This window comes from Campylobacter sp. US55, assembly GCF_004378955.1.
In the GTDB taxonomy this organism is placed as follows: Bacteria; Campylobacterota; Campylobacteria; order Campylobacterales; family Campylobacteraceae; genus Campylobacter_D; species Campylobacter_D jejuni.
This window is the reverse complement of sequence record NZ_RYYF01000001.1, coordinates 237,501-257,907: the sequence shown is the minus strand read 5'-3', so window position 1 is coordinate 257,907 and position 20,407 is coordinate 237,501. Positions and strand designations below refer to the sequence as shown.

19 protein-coding genes are annotated in these 20,407 nt (G+C 31.1%); 2 read left to right on the top strand and 17 right to left on the bottom strand.

Translation table 11 applies throughout. The features are described from left to right. Window positions 1-12: 12 nt before the first annotated feature. From ELQ07_RS01320 to ELQ07_RS01305, 4 genes are read right to left on the bottom strand one after another with little or no spacing between them, the layout of a single operon-like run. Window positions 13-819: an adenylosuccinate lyase gene (locus ELQ07_RS01320; RefSeq protein ID WP_070317103.1), complete on the bottom strand. Its 807-nt coding sequence runs from the start codon at window positions 817-819 to the stop codon at window positions 13-15. Continuing rightward, complete coding sequence (locus ELQ07_RS01315) at window positions 820-1,539, bottom strand: arginyltransferase (protein ID WP_002880745.1); 720 nt, start codon at window positions 1,537-1,539, stop codon at window positions 820-822. It abuts the gene before it with no gap. After that, window positions 1,539-1,790, bottom strand: coding sequence for a hypothetical protein (locus ELQ07_RS01310; protein WP_070317102.1), 252 nt, complete (start codon window positions 1,788-1,790; stop codon window positions 1,539-1,541). Before ELQ07_RS01310 ends, ELQ07_RS01315 begins: the two co-directional genes overlap by 1 nt. A 3-nt stretch (window positions 1,791-1,793) precedes the next feature. Further along, window positions 1,794-3,239, bottom strand: coding sequence for an acetyl-CoA carboxylase subunit A (locus ELQ07_RS01305; protein WP_070317101.1), 1,446 nt, complete (start codon window positions 3,237-3,239; stop codon window positions 1,794-1,796). A 139-nt stretch (window positions 3,240-3,378) separates the two neighbouring features. Here ELQ07_RS01305 and ftsW point away from each other — a divergent pair, with 139 nt between their 5' ends. Further along, window positions 3,379-4,542: a putative lipid II flippase FtsW gene (ftsW, locus tag ELQ07_RS01300; RefSeq protein ID WP_002853553.1), complete on the top strand. Its 1,164-nt coding sequence runs from the start codon at window positions 3,379-3,381 to the stop codon at window positions 4,540-4,542. Beyond that, window positions 4,539-5,567 (top strand): undecaprenyldiphospho-muramoylpentapeptide beta-N-acetylglucosaminyltransferase, encoded by a 1,029-nt coding sequence (gene murG, locus ELQ07_RS01295; protein WP_070317100.1) that lies wholly within the window; start codon window positions 4,539-4,541, stop codon window positions 5,565-5,567. Before ftsW ends, murG begins: the two co-directional genes overlap by 4 nt. Here the strand turns inward: murG and ELQ07_RS01290 are convergent. From ELQ07_RS01290 to murC, 13 genes are read right to left on the bottom strand one after another with little or no spacing between them, the layout of a single operon-like run. Next, window positions 5,538-6,704 (bottom strand): CynX/NimT family MFS transporter, encoded by a 1,167-nt coding sequence (locus ELQ07_RS01290; protein WP_070317099.1) that lies wholly within the window; start codon window positions 6,702-6,704, stop codon window positions 5,538-5,540. The two genes, murG and ELQ07_RS01290, sit on opposite strands and share 30 nt — an antisense overlap. Further along, window positions 6,697-7,308 carry a thiamine phosphate synthase gene (locus ELQ07_RS01285; RefSeq protein WP_070317098.1) on the bottom strand — a complete coding sequence of 204 codons (612 nt, stop codon included), beginning with the start codon at window positions 7,306-7,308 and terminating at the stop codon, window positions 6,697-6,699. Before ELQ07_RS01285 ends, ELQ07_RS01290 begins: the two co-directional genes overlap by 8 nt. Beyond that, on the bottom strand, window positions 7,298-8,443 hold the full coding sequence (gene thiH, locus ELQ07_RS01280; RefSeq protein ID WP_070300990.1) for a 2-iminoacetate synthase ThiH: 1,146 nt from the start codon (window positions 8,441-8,443) through the stop codon (window positions 7,298-7,300). Before thiH ends, ELQ07_RS01285 begins: the two co-directional genes overlap by 11 nt. A 2-nt stretch (window positions 8,444-8,445) precedes the next feature. After that, window positions 8,446-9,222: a thiazole synthase gene (locus ELQ07_RS01275; RefSeq protein ID WP_057100806.1), complete on the bottom strand. Its 777-nt coding sequence runs from the start codon at window positions 9,220-9,222 to the stop codon at window positions 8,446-8,448. Window positions 9,223-9,224: 2 nt separating this feature from the next. Next, window positions 9,225-10,028: a thiamine biosynthesis protein ThiF gene (gene thiF / locus ELQ07_RS01270; RefSeq protein ID WP_079862149.1), complete on the bottom strand. Its 804-nt coding sequence runs from the start codon at window positions 10,026-10,028 to the stop codon at window positions 9,225-9,227. After that, window positions 10,025-10,216, bottom strand: a complete 192-nt coding sequence (thiS, locus tag ELQ07_RS01265) for a sulfur carrier protein ThiS (RefSeq protein ID WP_134224634.1) — start codon at window positions 10,214-10,216, stop codon at window positions 10,025-10,027. The genes thiF and thiS overlap by 4 nt, the downstream gene beginning before the upstream one ends. A gap of 9 nt (window positions 10,217-10,225) precedes the next feature. Next, complete coding sequence (gene dapE / locus ELQ07_RS01260; protein ID WP_002877725.1) at window positions 10,226-11,323, bottom strand: succinyl-diaminopimelate desuccinylase; 1,098 nt, start codon at window positions 11,321-11,323, stop codon at window positions 10,226-10,228. Between the two features lie 3 nt (window positions 11,324-11,326). Further along, a complete protein-coding gene (locus ELQ07_RS01255) occupies window positions 11,327-11,926 on the bottom strand; it encodes a LysE family translocator (RefSeq protein ID WP_052785365.1) in 600 nt (199 codons plus the stop codon). After that, window positions 11,919-12,620, bottom strand: a complete 702-nt coding sequence (locus ELQ07_RS01250; RefSeq protein WP_134224633.1) for an NAD-dependent deacetylase — start codon at window positions 12,618-12,620, stop codon at window positions 11,919-11,921. The genes ELQ07_RS01255 and ELQ07_RS01250 overlap by 8 nt, the downstream gene beginning before the upstream one ends. Before the next feature lie 42 nt (window positions 12,621-12,662). Further along, window positions 12,663-16,502, bottom strand: coding sequence for a restriction endonuclease subunit S (locus ELQ07_RS01245; protein WP_134224632.1), 3,840 nt, complete (start codon window positions 16,500-16,502; stop codon window positions 12,663-12,665). Between the two features lie 8 nt (window positions 16,503-16,510). Then, on the bottom strand, window positions 16,511-18,721 hold the full coding sequence (locus ELQ07_RS01240; RefSeq protein ID WP_074469264.1) for an endonuclease MutS2: 2,211 nt from the start codon (window positions 18,719-18,721) through the stop codon (window positions 16,511-16,513). Continuing rightward, window positions 18,711-19,061: a membrane protein gene (locus ELQ07_RS01235; protein ID WP_002869116.1), complete on the bottom strand. Its 351-nt coding sequence runs from the start codon at window positions 19,059-19,061 to the stop codon at window positions 18,711-18,713. Before ELQ07_RS01235 ends, ELQ07_RS01240 begins: the two co-directional genes overlap by 11 nt. Continuing rightward, window positions 19,054-20,352 carry a UDP-N-acetylmuramate--L-alanine ligase gene (gene murC, locus ELQ07_RS01230; protein WP_079861523.1) on the bottom strand — a complete coding sequence of 433 codons (1,299 nt, stop codon included), beginning with the start codon at window positions 20,350-20,352 and terminating at the stop codon, window positions 19,054-19,056. Before murC ends, ELQ07_RS01235 begins: the two co-directional genes overlap by 8 nt. Window positions 20,353-20,407: the final 55 nt, after the last annotated feature.

The window sequence follows — 20,407 nt, the reverse complement described above, 5'->3', positions numbered from 1 at the left end:
AATTTAATTTTTTTAAGTATTATTCTTATAAAGTGCTTTTAAGTTATCATAGGCGATTTGTATTTTTTCAAACTGTTCTCTTGCGTAAGCTTTTTCTATTGCACTTTTTCCTTGATGAAAATCAGGATGATAAAGTTTTACCAAAATCAAATATTTTTGTCTGATTTCACTAAGATCATTTTGCGGAGTGCATTCTAAAGTATTAAAATAATTACTAAAAAGCTTAGCTAAAGCATTAAATTTCCATTTCATATTTTCTTTATTGTGAATATTTTGGCGAAATTTTTTATACTCTTCGCGGTCAACTTCAAAATTCACGCAATATTTTAAATGCTCGCTCTCATCTGCAAAAGCTTCAAAAAGTTCAAGGGTATTCTCGTTTTTATATTCTAAAATTAGAATATTTGTCATTTTATTGTATTCTATATTATGATCTTGAAAATAATTTCTTATATAAGTAACGAATAATTTTTCATTAGAACTTAACTTCATCAAAATTCTACCCGCAGCAAAATCAATCTTGATAAACAACATAGGCTTAAGCATATTATTTTGCTCAAAATTTAATCTAAAAGTTTTAAAATGAGCATCTTGTAAATTCTCTATACCTTCGTTTGTACTTTTGCGATATTTTTGATCTAAAACTTTTAAGAAATAACGACGCTGTGGAATTTCATTTTCTTCAAAAAAAGAAAAAATTTTATTTTTTCGTCCTATGACCTTTGTGAAATTTTTGGTAATCAAGTCTTTAAAATACTGAAATACGCTAATATCATCTGTATTAACATTGATAGTTTCTAAAGTTTGCACGATTTGCATCTATTTCTCCCATAAAACCTCATTTTCAAAAAGCTCTTTAGTGCCTTTTAAAATTTCATTGGGTGTATAATCGGCTTTATAAGATAAAGATTGACACTTTTTTACAAAATACCCGAGATAAATATAATCTAAGTTCATTTTTTTAGCTATTTGTATTTCATTGAGCAAAGAAAATTTACCCAAAGAAAAATACGAAAAATCAGGATCATAAAAACAATAAATGCTTGAAATTCCATCCTCTAAAATATCAATCAAATCAACACAAACGAGCTTATCTTCTATATAAAATGCAAGCTCATATCCAAAATTCATAAAACCATCGACATAAAGATTATAATACTGTTTAAAGCTTAAATCATAACGCTTCCAGTTCTTTTTTTCTTCCATAAAACGATGGTATTTATCATATAAAAACAAATGTTCATTGCTTAAATTGGGTGTTCTAAGTATAACTTTGGTGTTAATATTTTTATTTATAACCCTTCTTTCACTTCTTGAAAAATTATATTCATTAACTAAAATTCTAAGACTTAAACATTCATCACAATCTTTACAAATAGGGCGTGAAAAATACCTACCAAAACGACGCCAACCTCGTTTTATTAGCTCATTATTGATTTCTTTAGGGCAATTTTCAATGTATTTATACTCTATTCTTGAGCGTTTATCTTTTAAGTAAGGACACTGATCTTCAAGAGTACAAAAACCAATCTCAAGCATTAAATTTTCTTAATATCTGCATTTTTGATAAATTCGGAAAATTCATCCTGTAGTTTTTCTTGCTTTAAGAAAATTTCTTGCATTTCCTTATCTATATTTGTTTCTTGATTTTTTTCGCGAATATCTTTAGCTAGTTTTTCTAAATTTTTTACGCTTGCGCTACTCTTACTTGATTTCTTTGCTAATTTTGGAGTATTGGTGTTAGCTTGCATTTCTTTTTTAATACTTTTAAGACTGTCTAAAAAATCCATCTATTATTCTCTGCTTTCTCGTATTTTTTTAAGCGTAGCAGCTATTGCAGCTATAACTTCTTCTTTATTTTCTTGATGACGATCTTCTGTTTTTTCTAATAATTCTTGCATATGTGTTTCTATGAAAGAGGTGTCTAAATACCCTCTTCTAAATTCTCTTGTTTTTGTAATAGCGATTAAAAATGGTATCGTTGTTCTAATATCATCAATCACAAATTCCTTCAAAGCACGCTCAAGTTTATTAACCGCTAAATCATAACTTGTTGCTTTAATAATAAGCTTTGCAAGCATGGAATCATAATAAGGCGGTACAGTATAGTCTTTATAAATATGACTATCAACCCTAACAGATGGTCCAAGAGCTGGGTAGTATTCTCCTATTTTTCCAGGACTTGGAATAAAATTTTTCCATACATTTTCAGCAGTAATTCTAGCTTCAATAGCAAAACCCCTAGGTTTAATATCGCTTTGTTCTAAGTCCAAAATTTCTCCTGCTGCAATGCGAATTTGTCTTACAATAAGATCAATACCTGTAATTTCTTCAGTAATTGGATGTTCAACTTGAATTCTTGTATTCATTTCCATAAAATAAAAGCGATTATAATCATCAAGTAAAAACTCTATAGTTCCAGCATTTGTATAACCTACGGCCTTAGCAGCTGCCACAGCTGTAACACCCATGGTTTTTCTAAGATTATCTGAAATTCCAGGGCAAGGTGCTATCTCAATTACCTTTTGATGTCTTCTTTGGATAGAACAATCCCTTTCACAAAGATGGATAATATTTCCATAGTTATCTCCTAAAATTTGAAATTCTATATGTCTGGGATTAACTACATATTTTTCCATAAATACTTCATCATTATTAAAGTATGTTAAAGCTTCTCTTTTGCAAGATTCAAAAGCATTTTCAAGATCTTGTTCTTTATGAACAACGCGAATTCCACGTCCACCTCCACCACCTGAAGCTTTTAAAATAACAGGATAACCAATCTTCTCAGCAAAAATTTTAATTTCTTCCATGCTATAGGAATTTAATTTTTCAGTCCCTGGAACAATAGGTATGCCATTTTTAGCCATTAACTTACGAGCGATATTTTTATTTCCCATCTTATGGATTACTTCAGATTTTGGACCTATAAAAATAATTCCAGCATCTTCACAAGCCTTAGCAAATTCGTAATTCTCACTTAAAAATCCATAACCAGGATGGATCGCATCAGCACCACAAGCCTTAGCAATCTCAACAATGCGAGTAACATCTAAATATCCTCTTATAGCATCCGTTCCTATGCGATAAGCCTCATCTGCGATTTTTACATGCAAACATTCACGATCAGGCTCTGTAAAAACTGCAACACTTTTAATATGTAAATCTCTACAAGCACGGATTACTCTAACAGCTATTTCAGCTCTATTTGCTATGAGAATTTTATGGATTTGATTCATAATTTGCCTTTTTTGTTATATTTTTATTGTTAATTTTAGCAAATTTTCCTTACAAAAACTTAGCAAAAAATTTAATTTATTTTAGTTATAATAAAACTTTTTAAAATTTTAATTCCAATAAAGAAAAGTTATAATTATAATGGTTGCTGATAAAAGATTATTTTATTTAAGTTGTATTTTAATCACCATAGGAATAGTATTTTCATACTCTCTTACAGCTTTTACTGTTCTTTTTCTTGACTATAGTGAGTTTCATTTTTTTATTCGTCAGCTATTTTTTGGAATTAGTGGCATACTTATAATGTTTTTTATTTCTCGATTGGATCCTGATAAAGCACTTTCTAAAAAAATTATTTTAGCTATTTTGATTATTTCTTTTATCTTTATCATCATTTTGCCATTTTTACCTTCTGCATTAGCAACAGCTAGCGGAGGAGCTAAACGCTGGATACGCTTAGGCCCACTCTCTATCTCTCCTGTGGAATTTTTTAAAATAGGATTGATTTATTTTTTAGCATGGAGCTATACAAGGCGTATTGATGATAGTAAAAAAGCTATCAGACACGAGGCTTTAATTCTTCTGCCTTATTGTATCTTAGCTTCTATAGTTATAGGATATATTTATATCACTCAAAACGATTTAGGACAAAGCGTAATTTCTTTCTTTTTGATTCTAGCTTTAGCTTTTTTTGCAGGAGCTAGTAAAAGGCTTTTTGCTTTTGGAACTTTAATCATTATGATGATAGGTATAATGGTAATTTTTAGCAACCAAAGAAGAATTCAAAGAATCGCTTCTTGGTGGGGGAATATACAAGATGCTTTTTTACCTATGCTTCCTGATTGGCTAGCAAATGCTTTAAGAGTAAGTAGCAACAGCGAGCCTTATCAGATTTCGCACTCTTTAAATGCTATAGCCCATGGAGGAATGTTTGGTGAAGGCCTAGGACTTGGAACTTTTAAATTAGGCTTTTTAAGTGAAGTGCATACTGACTTTGTTCTTTCAGGAATTACTGAAGAAATAGGACTCTTAGGTCTTGGAGTTATTTGCTATATTTATCTTTGGATGATTTTAAGAATTTTTAGAATTGCAGGAAGATGCGAAGCTAAACAAGATTTTATTTTTTGTTCAGGCATAGCCTTACTTTTACTTTTTTCTTTCTTTATGAATGCTTTTGGTATTATTTCTCTTACTCCACTAAAAGGTGTAGCGGTTCCACTTTTAAGCTATGGAGGAAGTTCAATGTGGGCAATTTGCATAGGCATAGGATATGTATTAATGATTTCAAAAAAGGTTAAATTATGACAATAGCTTTAACAGGTGGCGGAACTGGAGGGCATTTAGCCATAGTGCGTTGCTTATTAGAAAGCGCAATTAAAAAAAATATAGAATGTGTATACATAGGCAGTCAAAATGGTCAAGATAAAGCTTGGTTTGAAAATGAAATACGCTTTAAGGAAAAATTTTTTTTAAGCTCTAAAGGAGTGGTTAATCAAAGCAAATTTGGCAAAATCAGTTCTTTACTCCACACCTTAAAACTCTCCAAAGATTGTAGAGAAATTTTTAAAAAATACCACATCCAAGCCGTTTTTAGTGTAGGTGGATATAGTGCAGCTCCTGCATCTTTTGCAGCTTTATTCTCACATTTGCCTCTTTTTATACACGAACAAAATTCAAAAAGCGGCTCTTTGAATATGCTTTTAAAACCTTTCGCTACAAAATTTTTTAGCGCCTTTGAAAAAGAATTTAGTCCTTATCCTGTGGCAAATAAATTTTTTGATAATGCTAGGACTCGCACAGAATTAAAAAATATTATTTTCCTAGGAGGATCACAAGGAGCTAGCTTTATAAACGAACTAGCTTTAAATCTCGCCCCAAAGCTTCAAAACCAAAATATTAAAATCATTCATCAATGCGGAAAAAATGATTTTGAAAAATGCAAAAAACACTACCAAAGCTTAAATATCCAAGCTGATGTTTTTGACTTTAGTTCAAATTTGGAAGAAAAAATGAAAAATGCGGATCTAGCTATATCAAGAGCAGGTGCAAGCACCCTTTTTGAACTTTGCGCTAACACCTTGCCTGCTATTTTCATACCTTATCCTTATGCAGCTAAAAATCATCAATACTTTAATGCTAAATTTTTACAAGATCAAGCTTTATGTCAAATTTTCACGCAAGACTCGATCAATCTTGATGATTTTTTAAAAGCAATGTTAAAACTTAACTTAGAAGATATTTCTACAAGATTGCAAAATATAGCACAAAAAAATGGTGGGGATATTTTACTAGAAAAAGCACTATCTGATAACTTGGCTTTTATAAGATAAATATCCAAAGATATTTACCAAAACCCCTACAAAAATCAACATCAAAATAGCAAGTGAAAAATTCTCAAATTTATCGTGTAAAAAACCTATAATCCACTGCCCTTGTGCTGCGATTAAATATCCAAAACCTTGAGCTAAAGCAGAAAGCTTTGCTGCTACTTGAGTATTTGAACTTTTTTGAGCGATAAAAAGTAGTGCAATACCAAAAACCCCACCCCATGGAAAGCCCATGATAAAAGCACTAATGATAATAGAAGTTTTACTATCAAAAACAAAAAGCATGGCAAAAGCAATTACATACATACTACACAAACTTGCTATATAAGGAGTATGTAAATTTTGCCTTAATTTTCCTAAAAGCAATGGGCCAAAAAGGGACACTGGAGCTGCAACAAGTTGAGCAAAAAGAACCATATTTGTAGCAAATTCTTTATCAAAACCTTTTTCTACAACGATTTGAACATACCAAAAAAACAAAGAATAAGCTAAAAAACTTTGAAATCCCATAAAAAGGGTAATCTTCCAAGTGGTTGCATTTGTAAAAAGATTGATTTTTTTAGAACTTTTTTTCTTAGCACGAAAAAATCTACCATTTTTAGCTTGAGGATAATAAACCACCAAAGCTACAAAAGAAAAAATCGCCCAAAAAAACATAGCACCTGCTAAATCAAACACGCTAAGTAAAGGTATAGCTAAAGCTACCCCTGCTATAGAAGAAATACTTAAAATAAGACTATAAACCCCCATCATACTTGCTATTTTTTTAGGAAATTTTTCTTTAATAAAACTAGGCAATAAAACATTAGCGATTGCTATACCACAACCTATGCCTAACATACCCAAAAATAAGCCATATATCCCTGTATAAGAACGCAAAATTTCGCCAATAAAGATCAAAAAAATCCCCACGATAATAGCCCTAATAGGTGAAAAATATCCCACTATAAAAGAAATACTTCCAAAGGCTATCAAAGGTAAACTTGTAAGCACTCCTGCAAAAGTAGAATTTAACCCATACGCATCTTTAATCACATCTATTATAGGCCCTATAGCGGTAATAGGAGCACGCAGATTAAAAGCTACAATCACAACGATGAAAAAATTAAGCCAAAAAATCTTTTTTTGAATACTACTCATAAGATAATCTTTCTTTGCAAACTTGGATATATGTTTTTAAGTCTTTTTCTTTCATTAAAATTTCACGCATACAAATACCTGCTATATTCATATCTTTAAAATTTTCTATATTTTGAGCATTGATACCGCCTATAGCATAAAGTGGAATTTGACTAAATTCAAGCAGAGATTTTAAAAAATCAAGCCCTTTAGGTTCTAAACCCGCCTTACAAGAACTTTCAAAAATATGCCCTACAAAAGCATAATTTACCTTATAACTCATCGCCTCTAAAAGCTCTTCTTTGCTATGGACTGAAGTACCAAGTATATGAAAATATTTTATTAATTTAGGCTCTTTTCTTAGCAAAGAAAGCGGTGCGTGAAAATAACGATGCCCTAATTTTAAACAAACCTTATCAAAAGAATGCAAAAAACAAGTCACTTTTTGCTTTGTGCAAATGCTTAAAACTTCTTTTGCTAAATCATAATACTCAAACTCGCTTAAATCTTTTTCTCTTAAAACTATAGCATCTACCTTAGCCTTAGCAAGTTTTTCAATCTGCTTTAAGAAGTCTATTTCTACACATTTTCTATCGCTTATAGCGATGATTTTTTTATCCCACATAAATGCTATCACTCATCACAGCTTGTAAATTTGATCTTTTAAGCATAGCTAAAATTTCATCTACACTCCTATCATCTGAAATTTCAAACTGCTCATCGCCCTTTTTCTCGCCCTTATGCTCACCTATACCCACACTCACTCCTGCACTCATTTTAGTAGCGCCAAGCTTGATAACCTCATCTCTAAAACCTATTCTTTCACGACTTGAAATGGTAATACCCGCAAAAGGCAAAAAGAGTCTATAAGCACAAAGTACTTGCAAAAGGCGTTTTTCACTCACATCTTTAGGATGGATTTTAGCATTATTGATAATAGGTCTTAAACGTGGTACTGAAATAGAAATTTCAGCATGCGGATAAGCTTGTTGTAAAAAATGCGCATGAAGTGCCGTAGCAAGGGCATCTTTTCTAAAATCATCTATACCTAAAAGTGCCGCAAAAGCCACTCCACGCATACCTGCTTTTAAAGCTCTTTCTTGAGCATTAAAGCGATAAGGAAAAATGCGTTTTTCACCACCTAAATGAATTTTAGAATATTTTAAAGGATTGTAAGTTTCTTGAAAAACAGTCACATAATCACAACCCTTTTCATGCAAAATTTTATATTCTTCTTCATTCATAGGATAAATTTCAACGCCTACAACCTTAAAATACTCTCTAGCAATCTTGCAAGCATTTGCTATATATTCTACACTTGCAAACTCCCTACCCTCACCTGTTAGCATTAAAATTTCCTCTAAACCACTTTTAGCAATAGCTTGCATTTCTTCATGAATTTCAGCTTCACTTAGCTTAGCTCTTGCGATTTTATTACCTTTTTGAAAACCACAATAAACACATTTAGAATTACAATAATTTGACAAATAAAGTGGGGTAAAAAGAGAGATAGAATTTCCAAAATATTTTTGCTTGACTTTAGCGGATTTAAAGGCTAATTCTTCTATGAAATCTTCTGCCGCACTTGAAAGCAAGGCTTTTAAATGCTCTATGTTTAAATGTGTTTGATTTAAAGCATTTTTAACATCTTTGGCGCTAAATTGACTCTCATCATAGCTTTGAACTTGAGTTAAAACCTTGTTTAAAATTTCGCTTTTTATTTCCTGCATATGAGGTAAATACTGCATATAATCTTGCATGATTAATCCCTTAAAAAGCCTGTTAATGGAGAACTTGCTTTAGCCTCGCTCACACTTGCTAAACCTGCTAAAAAAGCCGCTCTTCCTGCATTTACCGCCAAAGAAAAAGCTCTAGCCATCAAGGCTATATCTTTAGCTTCAGCTATAGCTGTATTTACCATCACCGCACTTACTCCCATTTGCATAGCTTCACAAGCTTGCGCAGGACTTCCAATACCCGCATCTACAATGATAGGCAAATCAATTTCATTAAGCAAAATTTGTATAAATTCCTTAGCACATAAGCCTTTATTGCTCCCAATAGGTGCTGCCAAAGGCATGATAGCCGCAGCTCCTGCATCACGCATAGCTCTAGCTGCGTAAAGATCAGCATGCATGTAAGGTAAAGGCGTAAAGCCCTCTTTAGCTAAAAGCTCGCAAGCTTTAATCGTTTCATAATTATCAGGCAGCAAATACCTACTATCGCTTATCACTTCTATCTTGATAAGTTCTCCACAACCAAGCTCTCTTGAAAGCCTTGCAATACGTAAGGCTTCATCGGCGTTTCTTGCACCTGAAGTGTTGGGTAAAAGTGTGATATTTTTAGGGATATAATCAAGTATATTAGCAATTTCCCCTGTATTTGCACGGCGTAAGGCTAGAGTGATAATCTGTGCTTTAGCTTCTTCTATGGCTGATTTTATAAGCTCTAGCGAATATTTTCCAGAACCTAAAATAAATCTTGAATCAAACTCGTATTTACCTATTTTTAATTTATCATTTTTTAAATTTTCTTGCATTTTTACTCCTTATTTGCTAAAAGCTCTAAAACAAGATTGCTTTGATGTCCTGCGCAAATATTTACCCTTGGTGCCATAAGTCCATTTCCTAGCTTAGCACCATTTACCAAATCCCCACATACATAGAAATTTTTAGCAATTTTTCTTGTTTGTATGCTGTTGCTATCACCATAGCCCGCAAGCCCTGAAGCACAGATTAAAATACTATCTTTGTAAAATCTATGAAAATTTTGCGCCATCATCGCTTTTGCGATAGCACTATCAAAGGCTTCACAAACTATATCTATATCTTTAAACAAAGACTTTAAATTATCCTCATCGATTTTTAAAGTGCAAATTTCAACGCTAATATAAGGGTTAATCTCGCTAATTTGCTCTTTTAAAGCTTCGGTTTTAAATTTACCCAAATCACTTACACGGTAAGCTTGACGATTCAAATTACTAGGTTCAATCACATCAAAATCAATCAGCTTTAAATACCCCACTCCACTTCTTGCCAAATTTATCGCTATATGTGAGCCAAGCCCACCTAAACCACAAACTGCCACGCGCCCATTTTTAAGTTTATCGTGAAGCTTTGGAGTGTGTCTTGCTCTCATCATAGCATCTAGTGCATCTTTTGGAGGTAAAGTATTTCTTTCTATGCAAAAAAGCTCATCATCTTCGTTTAAAGCGATATTCTCTTTTGTTGCAAAACCATTGATAATCCATACATCATTTTCATTTTTGCTGATATTTTCAAAAAATTCCAAACTTGTTTTAAAGTCTGTATCAAGTTCTTTACCATTAAATTTCACTCTCATCAACCGCCTCCTACAAAACTTACGATTTCAGCTTTATCGTTTTCTTTTAAAATCAAATTTTCAAATTCGCTTTTTGGTATAATCTCTCCATTTAATTCTAAAGCGATAAGTTCGATTTTAAAACCTTTTTCTTTAATAAAATCCATAAATCTAAGCTCTTTAAGCTCAAATTTTTCTCCATTGATAATCATTTTAAACCTTTAAAAATTTTCTATCAAGTCTTTAAAAACAAGGCAAAGTTTTTCAAATTCTTCTATACTTACTCTTTCATCAATAGCGTGAATTCTATCATTACAAACTCCAAATTCCACTACCTTTACACCGTATTTTGCAAAATACCTTGCATCACTTGTACCGCCTTTGGTATTAAGCTCTGGCACTTCATGAGTGATTTTTTGAACGCTTTCATTCATTTTTTGAACGATTTTATTATCGATATTTGTCAAAAAAGCTTCGCTTGATTGTTTTAGCTCTAACTCATAGTTTAAACCATGACAAATTTTTTCTACATAACTTTTTACATCTTCTAAACTTGTATCAGGGGAATTGCGAACATTAAACATAAGTTTTAAATCATTTGGCGTAACATTACACACCCCCATACCTCCGCGAATATCGGTAATAACGATTTTTGAAGGACTAAATTCAGCACTTCCAGGATCAAGATCAAAACCCGCTAAAAGCTTTAAAACCGGTGCAAAATCATGCACAGGATTGATACATTTTTCAGGATAAGCAACATGCCCTTGTTTTCCGCGGATTAAAAGTTTTCCATTGATAGAACCACGACGCCCTATTTTGATACTATCGCCGATTTTTTTAACACAGGTTGGCTCGGCAACCACGGCATAATCAGGTAGCATATCTCTTTCTTGCATCCATTCTAAAACAGCCTTAGTTCCATATATAGCTTCGCCTTCTTCATCACTTGTTAAAATAAGACTCAGTCTTGCTCCTTTAAAATCCGCATTCTTTGCCGCATCTACAAAGGCTGCTACTCCGCTTTTCATATCTTGAGCACCTCTTGCATAGATAAAGCCTTCTTTTTCCATAGGCACGAAAGCATCGCTACTCCAACCCTCGCCTGCAGGCACCACGTCTACATGCCCACCAAAAGCTAAATGCTCACCCTCATCTTTAAATTTTTTAGTGAGTAAAAGGTTTTTAATGCCTTCTTTTTCTATAAAAAAAGCTTCAAAATCACTCAGTTCCATAGCGATGAAATTTAAAGCTCCATCATCATTTGGCGTAACAGATTTAAATTTTAAAAGTTCGATTAAAAATTCTTTTGCATTCATTTTTTATCCTAAGAAAGTTTTATATAATAAATTAAGAGCAAAATACTCTATAATTATAGCTGAAATTATATTGATTATAAAAACAACTTTTGCACTAAAAACATGACTATATCTTGCCACCACAAAGGCTAAAGCACTTACCCAAAAAAGTATAGCCACAACAAGCCCTAAAGTCATCAAATAAGCATGATCACTACTTAAAACCACGCTTGCAGCACTAAGCCAAAATCCTATCACAAAAGGATTTGAACCATTTAAAAAAGCTCCTTTAATATAACTTTTCAAAAGACTTTCTTTAAATTCTTTATGCTCTAAATTTAAGCTTTCTTTCTTTTTTCTTAGCATCAAGTACGCCATATAAGTTAAAAAACAAAAACCAAAAATCGCCAAAGAACGCATAAAAATAACATTGTCTAAGAAATTTAAAAGCCCAAATTGAAGCAAAAAAAGATAAAGCATATCTATACTAAATGCTCCAAGTCCTACAACTATGGAATTTTTAAAAGCTTTTAGTGCATAAGTTAAAATCAAAATATTTACAGGTCCAAAAGGAACACTCACTCCAAAGCCCAAAAAAACTCCACTTAAAAAAGAATCAAACATTACCATCTTTCATAAAATTTTCTATATCAAGTGCGATTTTATCAATAGTGCTTATAATATCTTCTATATAGATTTTATCAAAATACCGCTCTAAATTCGCATCTTTTTCGTAGATATTTAAAATACTTTTTTCGCACATTGAAGCATAACACCCTACAGGCAAAACCGCCCCACTTGTGCCTATGCTGATAAAAAGCGAAGTTTGATTTAGCAAAGAATAAAGCGTAGCATAAGCAGGAGCTTGCTCTTCAAACATGACTATATTGTGTCTTAAATCCTTACTTTTGCATTTTGGGCATTGTTTATCTGTGATTTTTTCATAACCTATATTAAAAATTTCTTCGCATTTTAAGCAGCGAAGTTCGGGCAAAAAGCCATGCAAATGTACTACATCTTTACACCCTGCACGCTCTAGCAAATCATCTACATTTTGCGTGATAACAAAAAGATTTTTACCCCATTTTTCTTTTAATTGTGCGATTTTTTCATGAGCATGATTTGGCTTTACATTTTGAAGTTGCGCCCTTCTTGCATCGTAAAAATCAAGTACTTTTTTAGGATTTTTTCTAAAACCTGTTGCAGAGCAAACCTCCATCACATCGTATTCTTCCCAAAGCCCGTCATTGTCTCTAAAAGTTTTAAGCCCGCTTGGAGCAGACAAACCCGCTCCGCTTAATATCATAATGTTTTTCATAGCTAAACCTTATAAAATTTACAAAGTTTAGCGAAAAATGCTTTAAGAAAATAAATATTTTTGCAAGATTTTTTCTTTTTCTTTTTCTAATCTATCAAGTTCTATTTTATATTCATTGATTTTTTTCTCAATCTTGTCAGTTATATCTGCTATTTGATCTTGAAATTCTAAAGAAGGAAGTTTAACCCTTAATGCTTTTATTCTATCTATTGAAGCTCTAAGTTTTCTTGAAAATCCTTGTTTTTTACCAGCTTCATTTAAAATAAAACTTATGTATTTAGCATTTATTTTTGTATCATCAACCCTTAATACCCCACAATGATCAGTTGGATAAAACTTTTTATTTTTTGGCATAAATCCCACCATCCAATCTCCATCTATACCCCACAAAACAGAATCATTATCATAATCTTGCAAAATTTCTTTATTAACAAATCCAAATACTTCCAATACATTTGCACTATAAACAGGAATTTGTCCATTTTCAAGCAGCTCATTATTTAAAACTCTTTTTCCAATACTTAGTTTAAAAATTGGATTTGATAAAGCATATTCTTTAATTGTTTTATTAAATGATGATAAAAATTCACTATCCAAATTTATTTTACACAAATTATTAATTTTATCTAAAATAGAATTTAGTTCATATTCTTGATTGTCCTCTATGATGCCGCATTTTTGAAGCATTGCCTTGATTAGGTTTTGATACTCTTTTATACTCAAACTTAAAGTATTATACTGCTCTTCTACTTCTTCACACTCTGCTACGATTTGTTTTTGAATTTCAAGCGGTGGTTTTGGAATAACCATATTTTGCAAGATTCCTAAATTTATATTTTGTTGCGAAGTTGTAATAACTTCGTTATATAATTGAAATTTAAAATAATCAATAGCATACATAAGATATTTATTTATAAATTCTTCATTTGGAATAATAGCTACTATAGCTTGATTTGTTGTCATATCTTCGCCTAATATTCCAACTCTACCAATAGTTGCATAAATTGAAACAACAACAGCACCTTTTTGTATCATTTTTGCATTAGAATTCTTAAAACCCTCTCTTGTAATTTTTTCTTTAGTATCCATAATAACTTGACGATTAGAGTAATCGCTAATTGTTAGCCACTTAATATCCCCATTCCAATAATTTATATTTTTTCTTGATGGTGTTCCTCCCATGAAAAAATCTCCACAAATTTTCAATTTAACCAATGGGTATTGAGACTTTATTTCTTCTCTTTGAGTTTTTGGATTTAAACTTATAGCTTTATTAAATTCCACTTTTTCAAAATCTATCATATCAACAAGCCTTGCTTTTGTAGCATAAGTCTGTAATTCTTGCGGGATAACATCAAGCGTATTTAAAAAAGATTTGTAGATTAAAGTATTAAGCTTAGTTTCATTTTGCGGATTGCCTCTTTCAAAAAGTGGGCTCAAATAAGGTTCGTGCAATTCTTTTAAACCTTCATCACCTTTTCTATTGCTCCACTCATAACCTAAAAATTTCTTTTGTTCTTTTATATCACTTGGGGATTTTATGATTAAAACTTCTTGATTAAGACTTAGACAAAAATAAAGCAATTTATCCTTTTCTATTGCCTGAGCATAAGCTAAAAAGGCTTTATCTTCTAAATCTTGCTTATCTTTACTTTCTTTATAAATTTTAGATTCTTTAAGTTTTTTATAATCACTTGTTTGCCTAAATGCATTGCGATAATCTTTAAAGGCTTCTAGCTCTGCAAGATTAGAATCTAAGTTTCCATTTAAAAAATTGCTATAAAGCTCTTTATCAAATTTTCTAAAATCACAATACGCACTTAGATAATTTTGATAAAAGTTTTCATTGTCTTTTAAATTTTCAGCTTCTATGCGTTCTTTAATCAAACTATAATCTTGAGAAATAAGATGATTTTCTTGTTTAAAAGTTTCTTTTTTGCGTAAAAATAAAATAATCGTATTTGTCCCTGTTGCTCCAAATGTTTGATTACCTAGCTCTACAATGGCAATAAAATCAAAATTTTGAAACAATATTTCTCTTGTATTTTTATAAATAGAATCTTTATTTAAAATAGAACTTGGCAAGATAATAGCAGCTTTAGCATTATCATTTAAAATTTGATTTGCTCGCTCACAAAAAAAGCATTCGATAGAATTATTTGTTTCTATGTTTATATCATCGTTAAAAAGTTTATAGGTATTTTTAGATTTATCACTTAAAGTTTCTAAAAATCCTTTTACAGAATAAGGTGGATTTGCTATAAGCAAATCAAAACTATTTGATTCTATTTGTGGTTTTGCTTTTTCTCCTTCTAAATTATTTGTATTTGCTAATTCAAAAGAAGCAAGTGCATCAGCGTATAAAATATTGATTTCATTTTGCCCATACATTGCACTTGATACCTTAGAAACCTTACTTAAGCGATACTCTTTTTCAATACCATAAATATTTTTATAATGCTCTTTAAGCTCATCTTTTGTTAGATAACGCTTAAGCTCATTGGCATAGGTGTTTAAAAAATGTCCAGCACCACAAGCATAATCAATCACCCTTAAAGCTTTAGAGTTTTTGCTTAACATTTCTTGAAGCGGTAAAGAATACATAATAAATTCACAAATTTGAATAGGGGTAAAAAACTGCCCTTCATCTTGCTTCATACCTTTTTGCAAAAAAAGTTCAAAAAGATTGCCTAAAAATTGATTTGTAGAGTTTTGGGTAAGCTTGTAATTTGCAAAAAGCTCTACTATTTCTTTTAATACAAGTGCATTTTTTAAGAATAATTCTTTATTATGCACTTCTAAAAATGCAAAATCATTATTTGAATAAAATTTTAATTCTTTGATGTAATTTTGCATTACTTCTTTTAAAGTTTTTATCTTTAATTGCTTAAAGTCTTTTTCTATATCTTCATTAGATACAAAGGTAATTTTTTCTCCTAAGAATTCTTTCATAGCTTCTTTATAAAGCCACATTAATCTATCTTGCATATTTGCATAAGTATCTGCCATTACACCAAAATATCCAAATTTGAGATTGTTTTTATTAAAAGTTTCATCATAAATTTTACAAAGAAAAATATTTACAAGTTTATCAAATGCATTTTCCTTGCCTGATATATTATGCTTACGTAAAATTTTTGCAAATTCGTGATATTTGCCTTCTTCTTTAAGTTCTTTAAGATTATCAAAAGTTGGAGTAATTTCTAAAATTTTATAAGCATTGACATTTGCTTCAAAAATACCTTGCTCGAAATATTGCAGTTCATAACTTTCTTTCCAAGTTTTAAAAAGTTCTATATTGTTATTAGATTTTTTATAAGAATTTTGTAATTCTTTTTCTTTTAGATATTCTTCGTTATCGTAAGCTTGTATGATGTAATTTTTATATTCTAACTTATCGCTAAAATCACTTGTATAAAGACAAAGATATTTTACACCTTTTTCTTGCTGAAAATAAGAAAAAAGCTGCCCACCATCTTCTTGCATTCTATTCCATTCTTTTATAAATTCACTATTTTTAAAATCTGTGGTTTTACATTCTATAATTAAATAAGGATTGTTTTCATTATCCTTTACTAAAATATCAGCCTTACCACCTTTTTTATCCCTGCCAAGATTCCATTTTGGCTCTAACTCTAAATGTTGAGCCTTGTAGCCTTTTTCTAAAAGTCTATGCACACATTCAAAAACTACAAAATTTTCAGGGTGTGAAAAATTAGAAGTAGTTTTATCGTGAATTTTTATTTCTTTTGGGTAATTAATACTTTGGTTTTTATAATCTATTAAAAGTGTGCAATTATTGATTGTTTTTACATAATTTTCATTTTTATTTTTAAAGCCTAAGTTTTCTAAAACATATTTTAAATTATCTTTTGTAATCATTTATTTCCTTATAATTTTACCACCTTAGCACCAAAGCCACCTTGATTGATCGGTGCGTCATTAAAACCCTTGACACTTTTATGGGTTTTTAAAAACTCTCTTACAGCAAAGGCAAGCTTTCCTGTTCCTATGCCATGATAGATCAAAACCTCATCAAATCCCGCTATCAAAGCATCTGAAATAAATTTATCAAGCCTTGAAATAGCCTCATCACTCCTAAGTCCATGCAAATCCAAAGTTACACTTAAATTGCTTGGTTTACTTACGCTTATACTTGTTTTTGCTACTTTTTTTGGCATTGCACCACTTTTTTTAAGTAGTTTTAAAGGCACACGAAGTTTGATCCCATCGCTTTCAACCATAGCATCGTTTTTAGAAATGCTTATGATTTTACCCTTAATTTTTTCATATTTTACAAAATCCCCCACACGCAATTCTTCATTTTGCTCCATACTTGGCAAAATGATTTCTTTTTTAAGCTCATTGGCTTTATTAAGACTTCTTTGCTTATCTTTTGTGTCTTTAAGCTGTATAGTTTTTTTAGCTTCTTCTATGGCTTTGTGAAATTTAAATTCTAAATTTCTCAAACTCGTACGAAATTCTTGTTCATTTTTTTCTTTTTGATCTTTTAAAGAAAGTAAAATTTCATCGACTTTTTGCTCTTTTTTCTCAACATTTTCAAGCTTAGCTTTTAGTTCTAATTCAAGATTGATATTTTTACCTACAAGTTCCTCTAAATTTTCTTTATCCTCGCCATAAAGCTTTTTAGCCTCGCTAACTAAATTCGGCGGAATCTGATAACGCAAAGCGGTTTCAAAGGCATAAGATTTTCCTATAGTACCTTTTAAAAACTCATATTTTGGGCGTGAAAGTTCTTCATCATATAAAGCAGCGATGAGTTCAACTTGCTCATTCTTTGCTAAAAGCATGGCAAGGCGTTTGTGGTGTGTGGTGATAATGATTTTAAGATTATTAGCTATGAGTTTTGAAATTAACACACTATACAAACAAGCCGCTTCTTCAAAATCTGTTCCAAGCTCTATTTCATCGATACCTAAAAGCAAATTTTTCTTAGAAAAAAGCCTAGAAAAATGCAACATTCTTCCTGCAAAAGTTGAAATGTCGTTTTTAACATTTTGCGGATCTTCTATGATGGCATCAAATTCTTTAAAAGTACCGATTTTACTTTCACTTGCTTTTATATGCATAGGCAAAAGATGTTTAGCTAAAAATGCTGCGCTTAGCATGGATTTTAAAAGCATGGATTTTCCACCTGCATTTACCCCTGTGATGATTAAAACTTGTTTTTTAAATTCCAAACTCACGCTTTTTGGATTTTTTAAGGCAGGATGAGCGAAATTTTTAAGCACTAAATCCGTACTTTGATCACACAAAACAAATTCAAAATCCCTTTTTTTAGCAAGCAAAACCCTAGCACTATAATGATCAAAAAGATCAAAGACTGTATTGATAAATTTTAAAAAAGGTAGGTTTTTTGCTAAAAAAGCTGAGAAATTTTTAGCGTATTCATAATAAATTTCTTCTTTTTGATTTTTGATTTTTTCTATATCATTTTGCAAATTTTCAACACTTAAAGGCACGATATAAAAGCCACCGCCACTACTTCTACCTATGATTTTTGCTTTAATAGCGTGATTAAACCCGCCTCTTACAAGCAAGGCTTCAAGATTGTTTATAAGATGGATTTGTGTATCGATAAGATAAGGCATTAAAGCTTTTGTATAGCAAAATTTCTTAAACTCAGCTATTATGCTTTCGTTTTTCAATCTTAAAGCGGCATTAAGATTTACAAGTCTTTCGTCTAAACTTTCTTTTAATTCCCCTTTTTCATCGAAATTCAAACAAAGCTCCAAAGCCCCGCTAACAAATTCTATCTTTTGTAACCAAGAGTCTAAATTTGTTCCTAGTTTTATTTTTTTTAACTTTTCAAAATAACGAAAAATTTTTACAAATTCAAAAATTTCATCTAAATGTAAAATTCCTTGCTTGCTTAAATGCACTAAGGCTTTATCAAGATTGCTAAGCTCTGGCATAGTAGGAAATTCCACCTCACAAAGCTCATGTATGCGTTTAAAATGAAGGTTAGAATCTCCTTGTAAAAAAATCTCTTTATCTCTTGCAAAAAGGGCCTTAAACTCTTCTAAATAGCTGTTTAAATCAAGCTTTGAGATCAATTCTTCTTTTGCATCATTCATCATTTAACCTACAATCTTTAATATCTATGATTAAAGAATTAAAACTTTGATTATTATCCTTTGAAATAAAACTTCCTGTTCCAAATTCATAATTAAAATACGCCTTAGAAACATTAATATCTTTACATAAAATATTTTTATTTTGATTAAAAGCTACGATAATATCTGTTCTTAAATGACTTTTTTGCGTATTTTCAAATTCAAAAAATACTGCTAAAACAATAAAAATCACAAGTAAAATACCAAAAAAAGGTTTGGTTTTTTTGCCTAATTTTTCACGCAAAGCAAAAGTGATTAAGGCTAAAATTAAAATAATTAAAAAATATAAAAAAACCCTACTCATTCTTTTGCCTTAATTTGTTGCTGATATCTCCTGCACCAAAACCTATAATAAGCCCTTCTTCAAAAACCTGCCCCTTAGAAGCTACTAAAAATTTACCCTCTCTTTTGATATCTTCTACAAATAAAGCCTTAGGAAAAACTGCTTTTAAATCAAGCTCTATAGGCTCTTCTCCTGCAGCATAAACAGGTAAAATTACAAGCTCATCAACACCTTCAAAAGCCTTTGCAAATTCCTTTAAATTTGCAGCCAAACGCGTATAGCGGTGAGGTTCAAAGATAGCTGTGATTTTTTTATATCCACCTAATTTTGCGTATTCTTGTGCTGCACTTAAAGTCGCTTTTATTTCAGTAGGATGATGACCATAATCATCAATTAAAACCAAATTTTCATCAGCATGTAAAATATCAAAACGCTTTTTAATACCTTGATAATTTTTAAGCCTAGTTCTTATCGTTTCTATATCTAAAAAATTTAGAGCCGCCAAAATCGCCAAAGACGCATCAAGGGCTAAATGATATCCCATACCAAAAACTTTAAACTCACCTAAATCTTTTAACTCAAAGCTTGTAAAAGGTTTGAAATTTTCTATACACATGGTGCAGTTTTTGATATCTTTGCTTGGATAAAGCTTGATTGACTCATTTTTATAATTTTTCAAAAACTCATCTTCAGCATTAATCACGCGAATTTTAGCCACATCTAAAAACTGGGTATAAGCATGATGAAGTTTTGAAACTTCATTACCATAATGATCTAAATGCTCTGCTTCCGCATTGGTAACTATAGCCAAATAAGGATTTGAATTTAAAAAAGAACTATCGCTCTCATCAGCTTCAAAAACAAGGTTTTGACTTTCTTTATAAATCATATTTGAACCAAATTCTTTTAAAATCGCTCCGATGATCACAGAAGCATCATCAAGTAAAGAAGCTAAAATACTTGAAGTCGTGCTTTTTCCATGTGCTCCTGCAATTGCAAAAACACGCTTATCTTCTAAGATAAGAGGTAAGGCCTCCTTGCGTGAAAGGCATTTAATGCCTAATTCTTTAGCATGTTTAAATTCAGGATTTTCTTCTTTGATAGCAGCAGAATAAATAACTAAATCTTTGTTTAAAATATTGTCTTTATGATGAGGGATGCTGACCTTAACCCCTTCTTTTTCTAGTTCTTTAGTGATTTTACTCTCTTTAAGATCACTTCCGCTAATCTTAAAACCTTTTTCTTTTAAAAATCTTGCTAAAGCGGAAATTCCTATACCGCCTATGCCGATAAAATGGATATTTTGCATCATTTAAACCTTTATACTTTAAAGGCTAAATTTTAGCACTTTTTTACTAAAAAGAAAA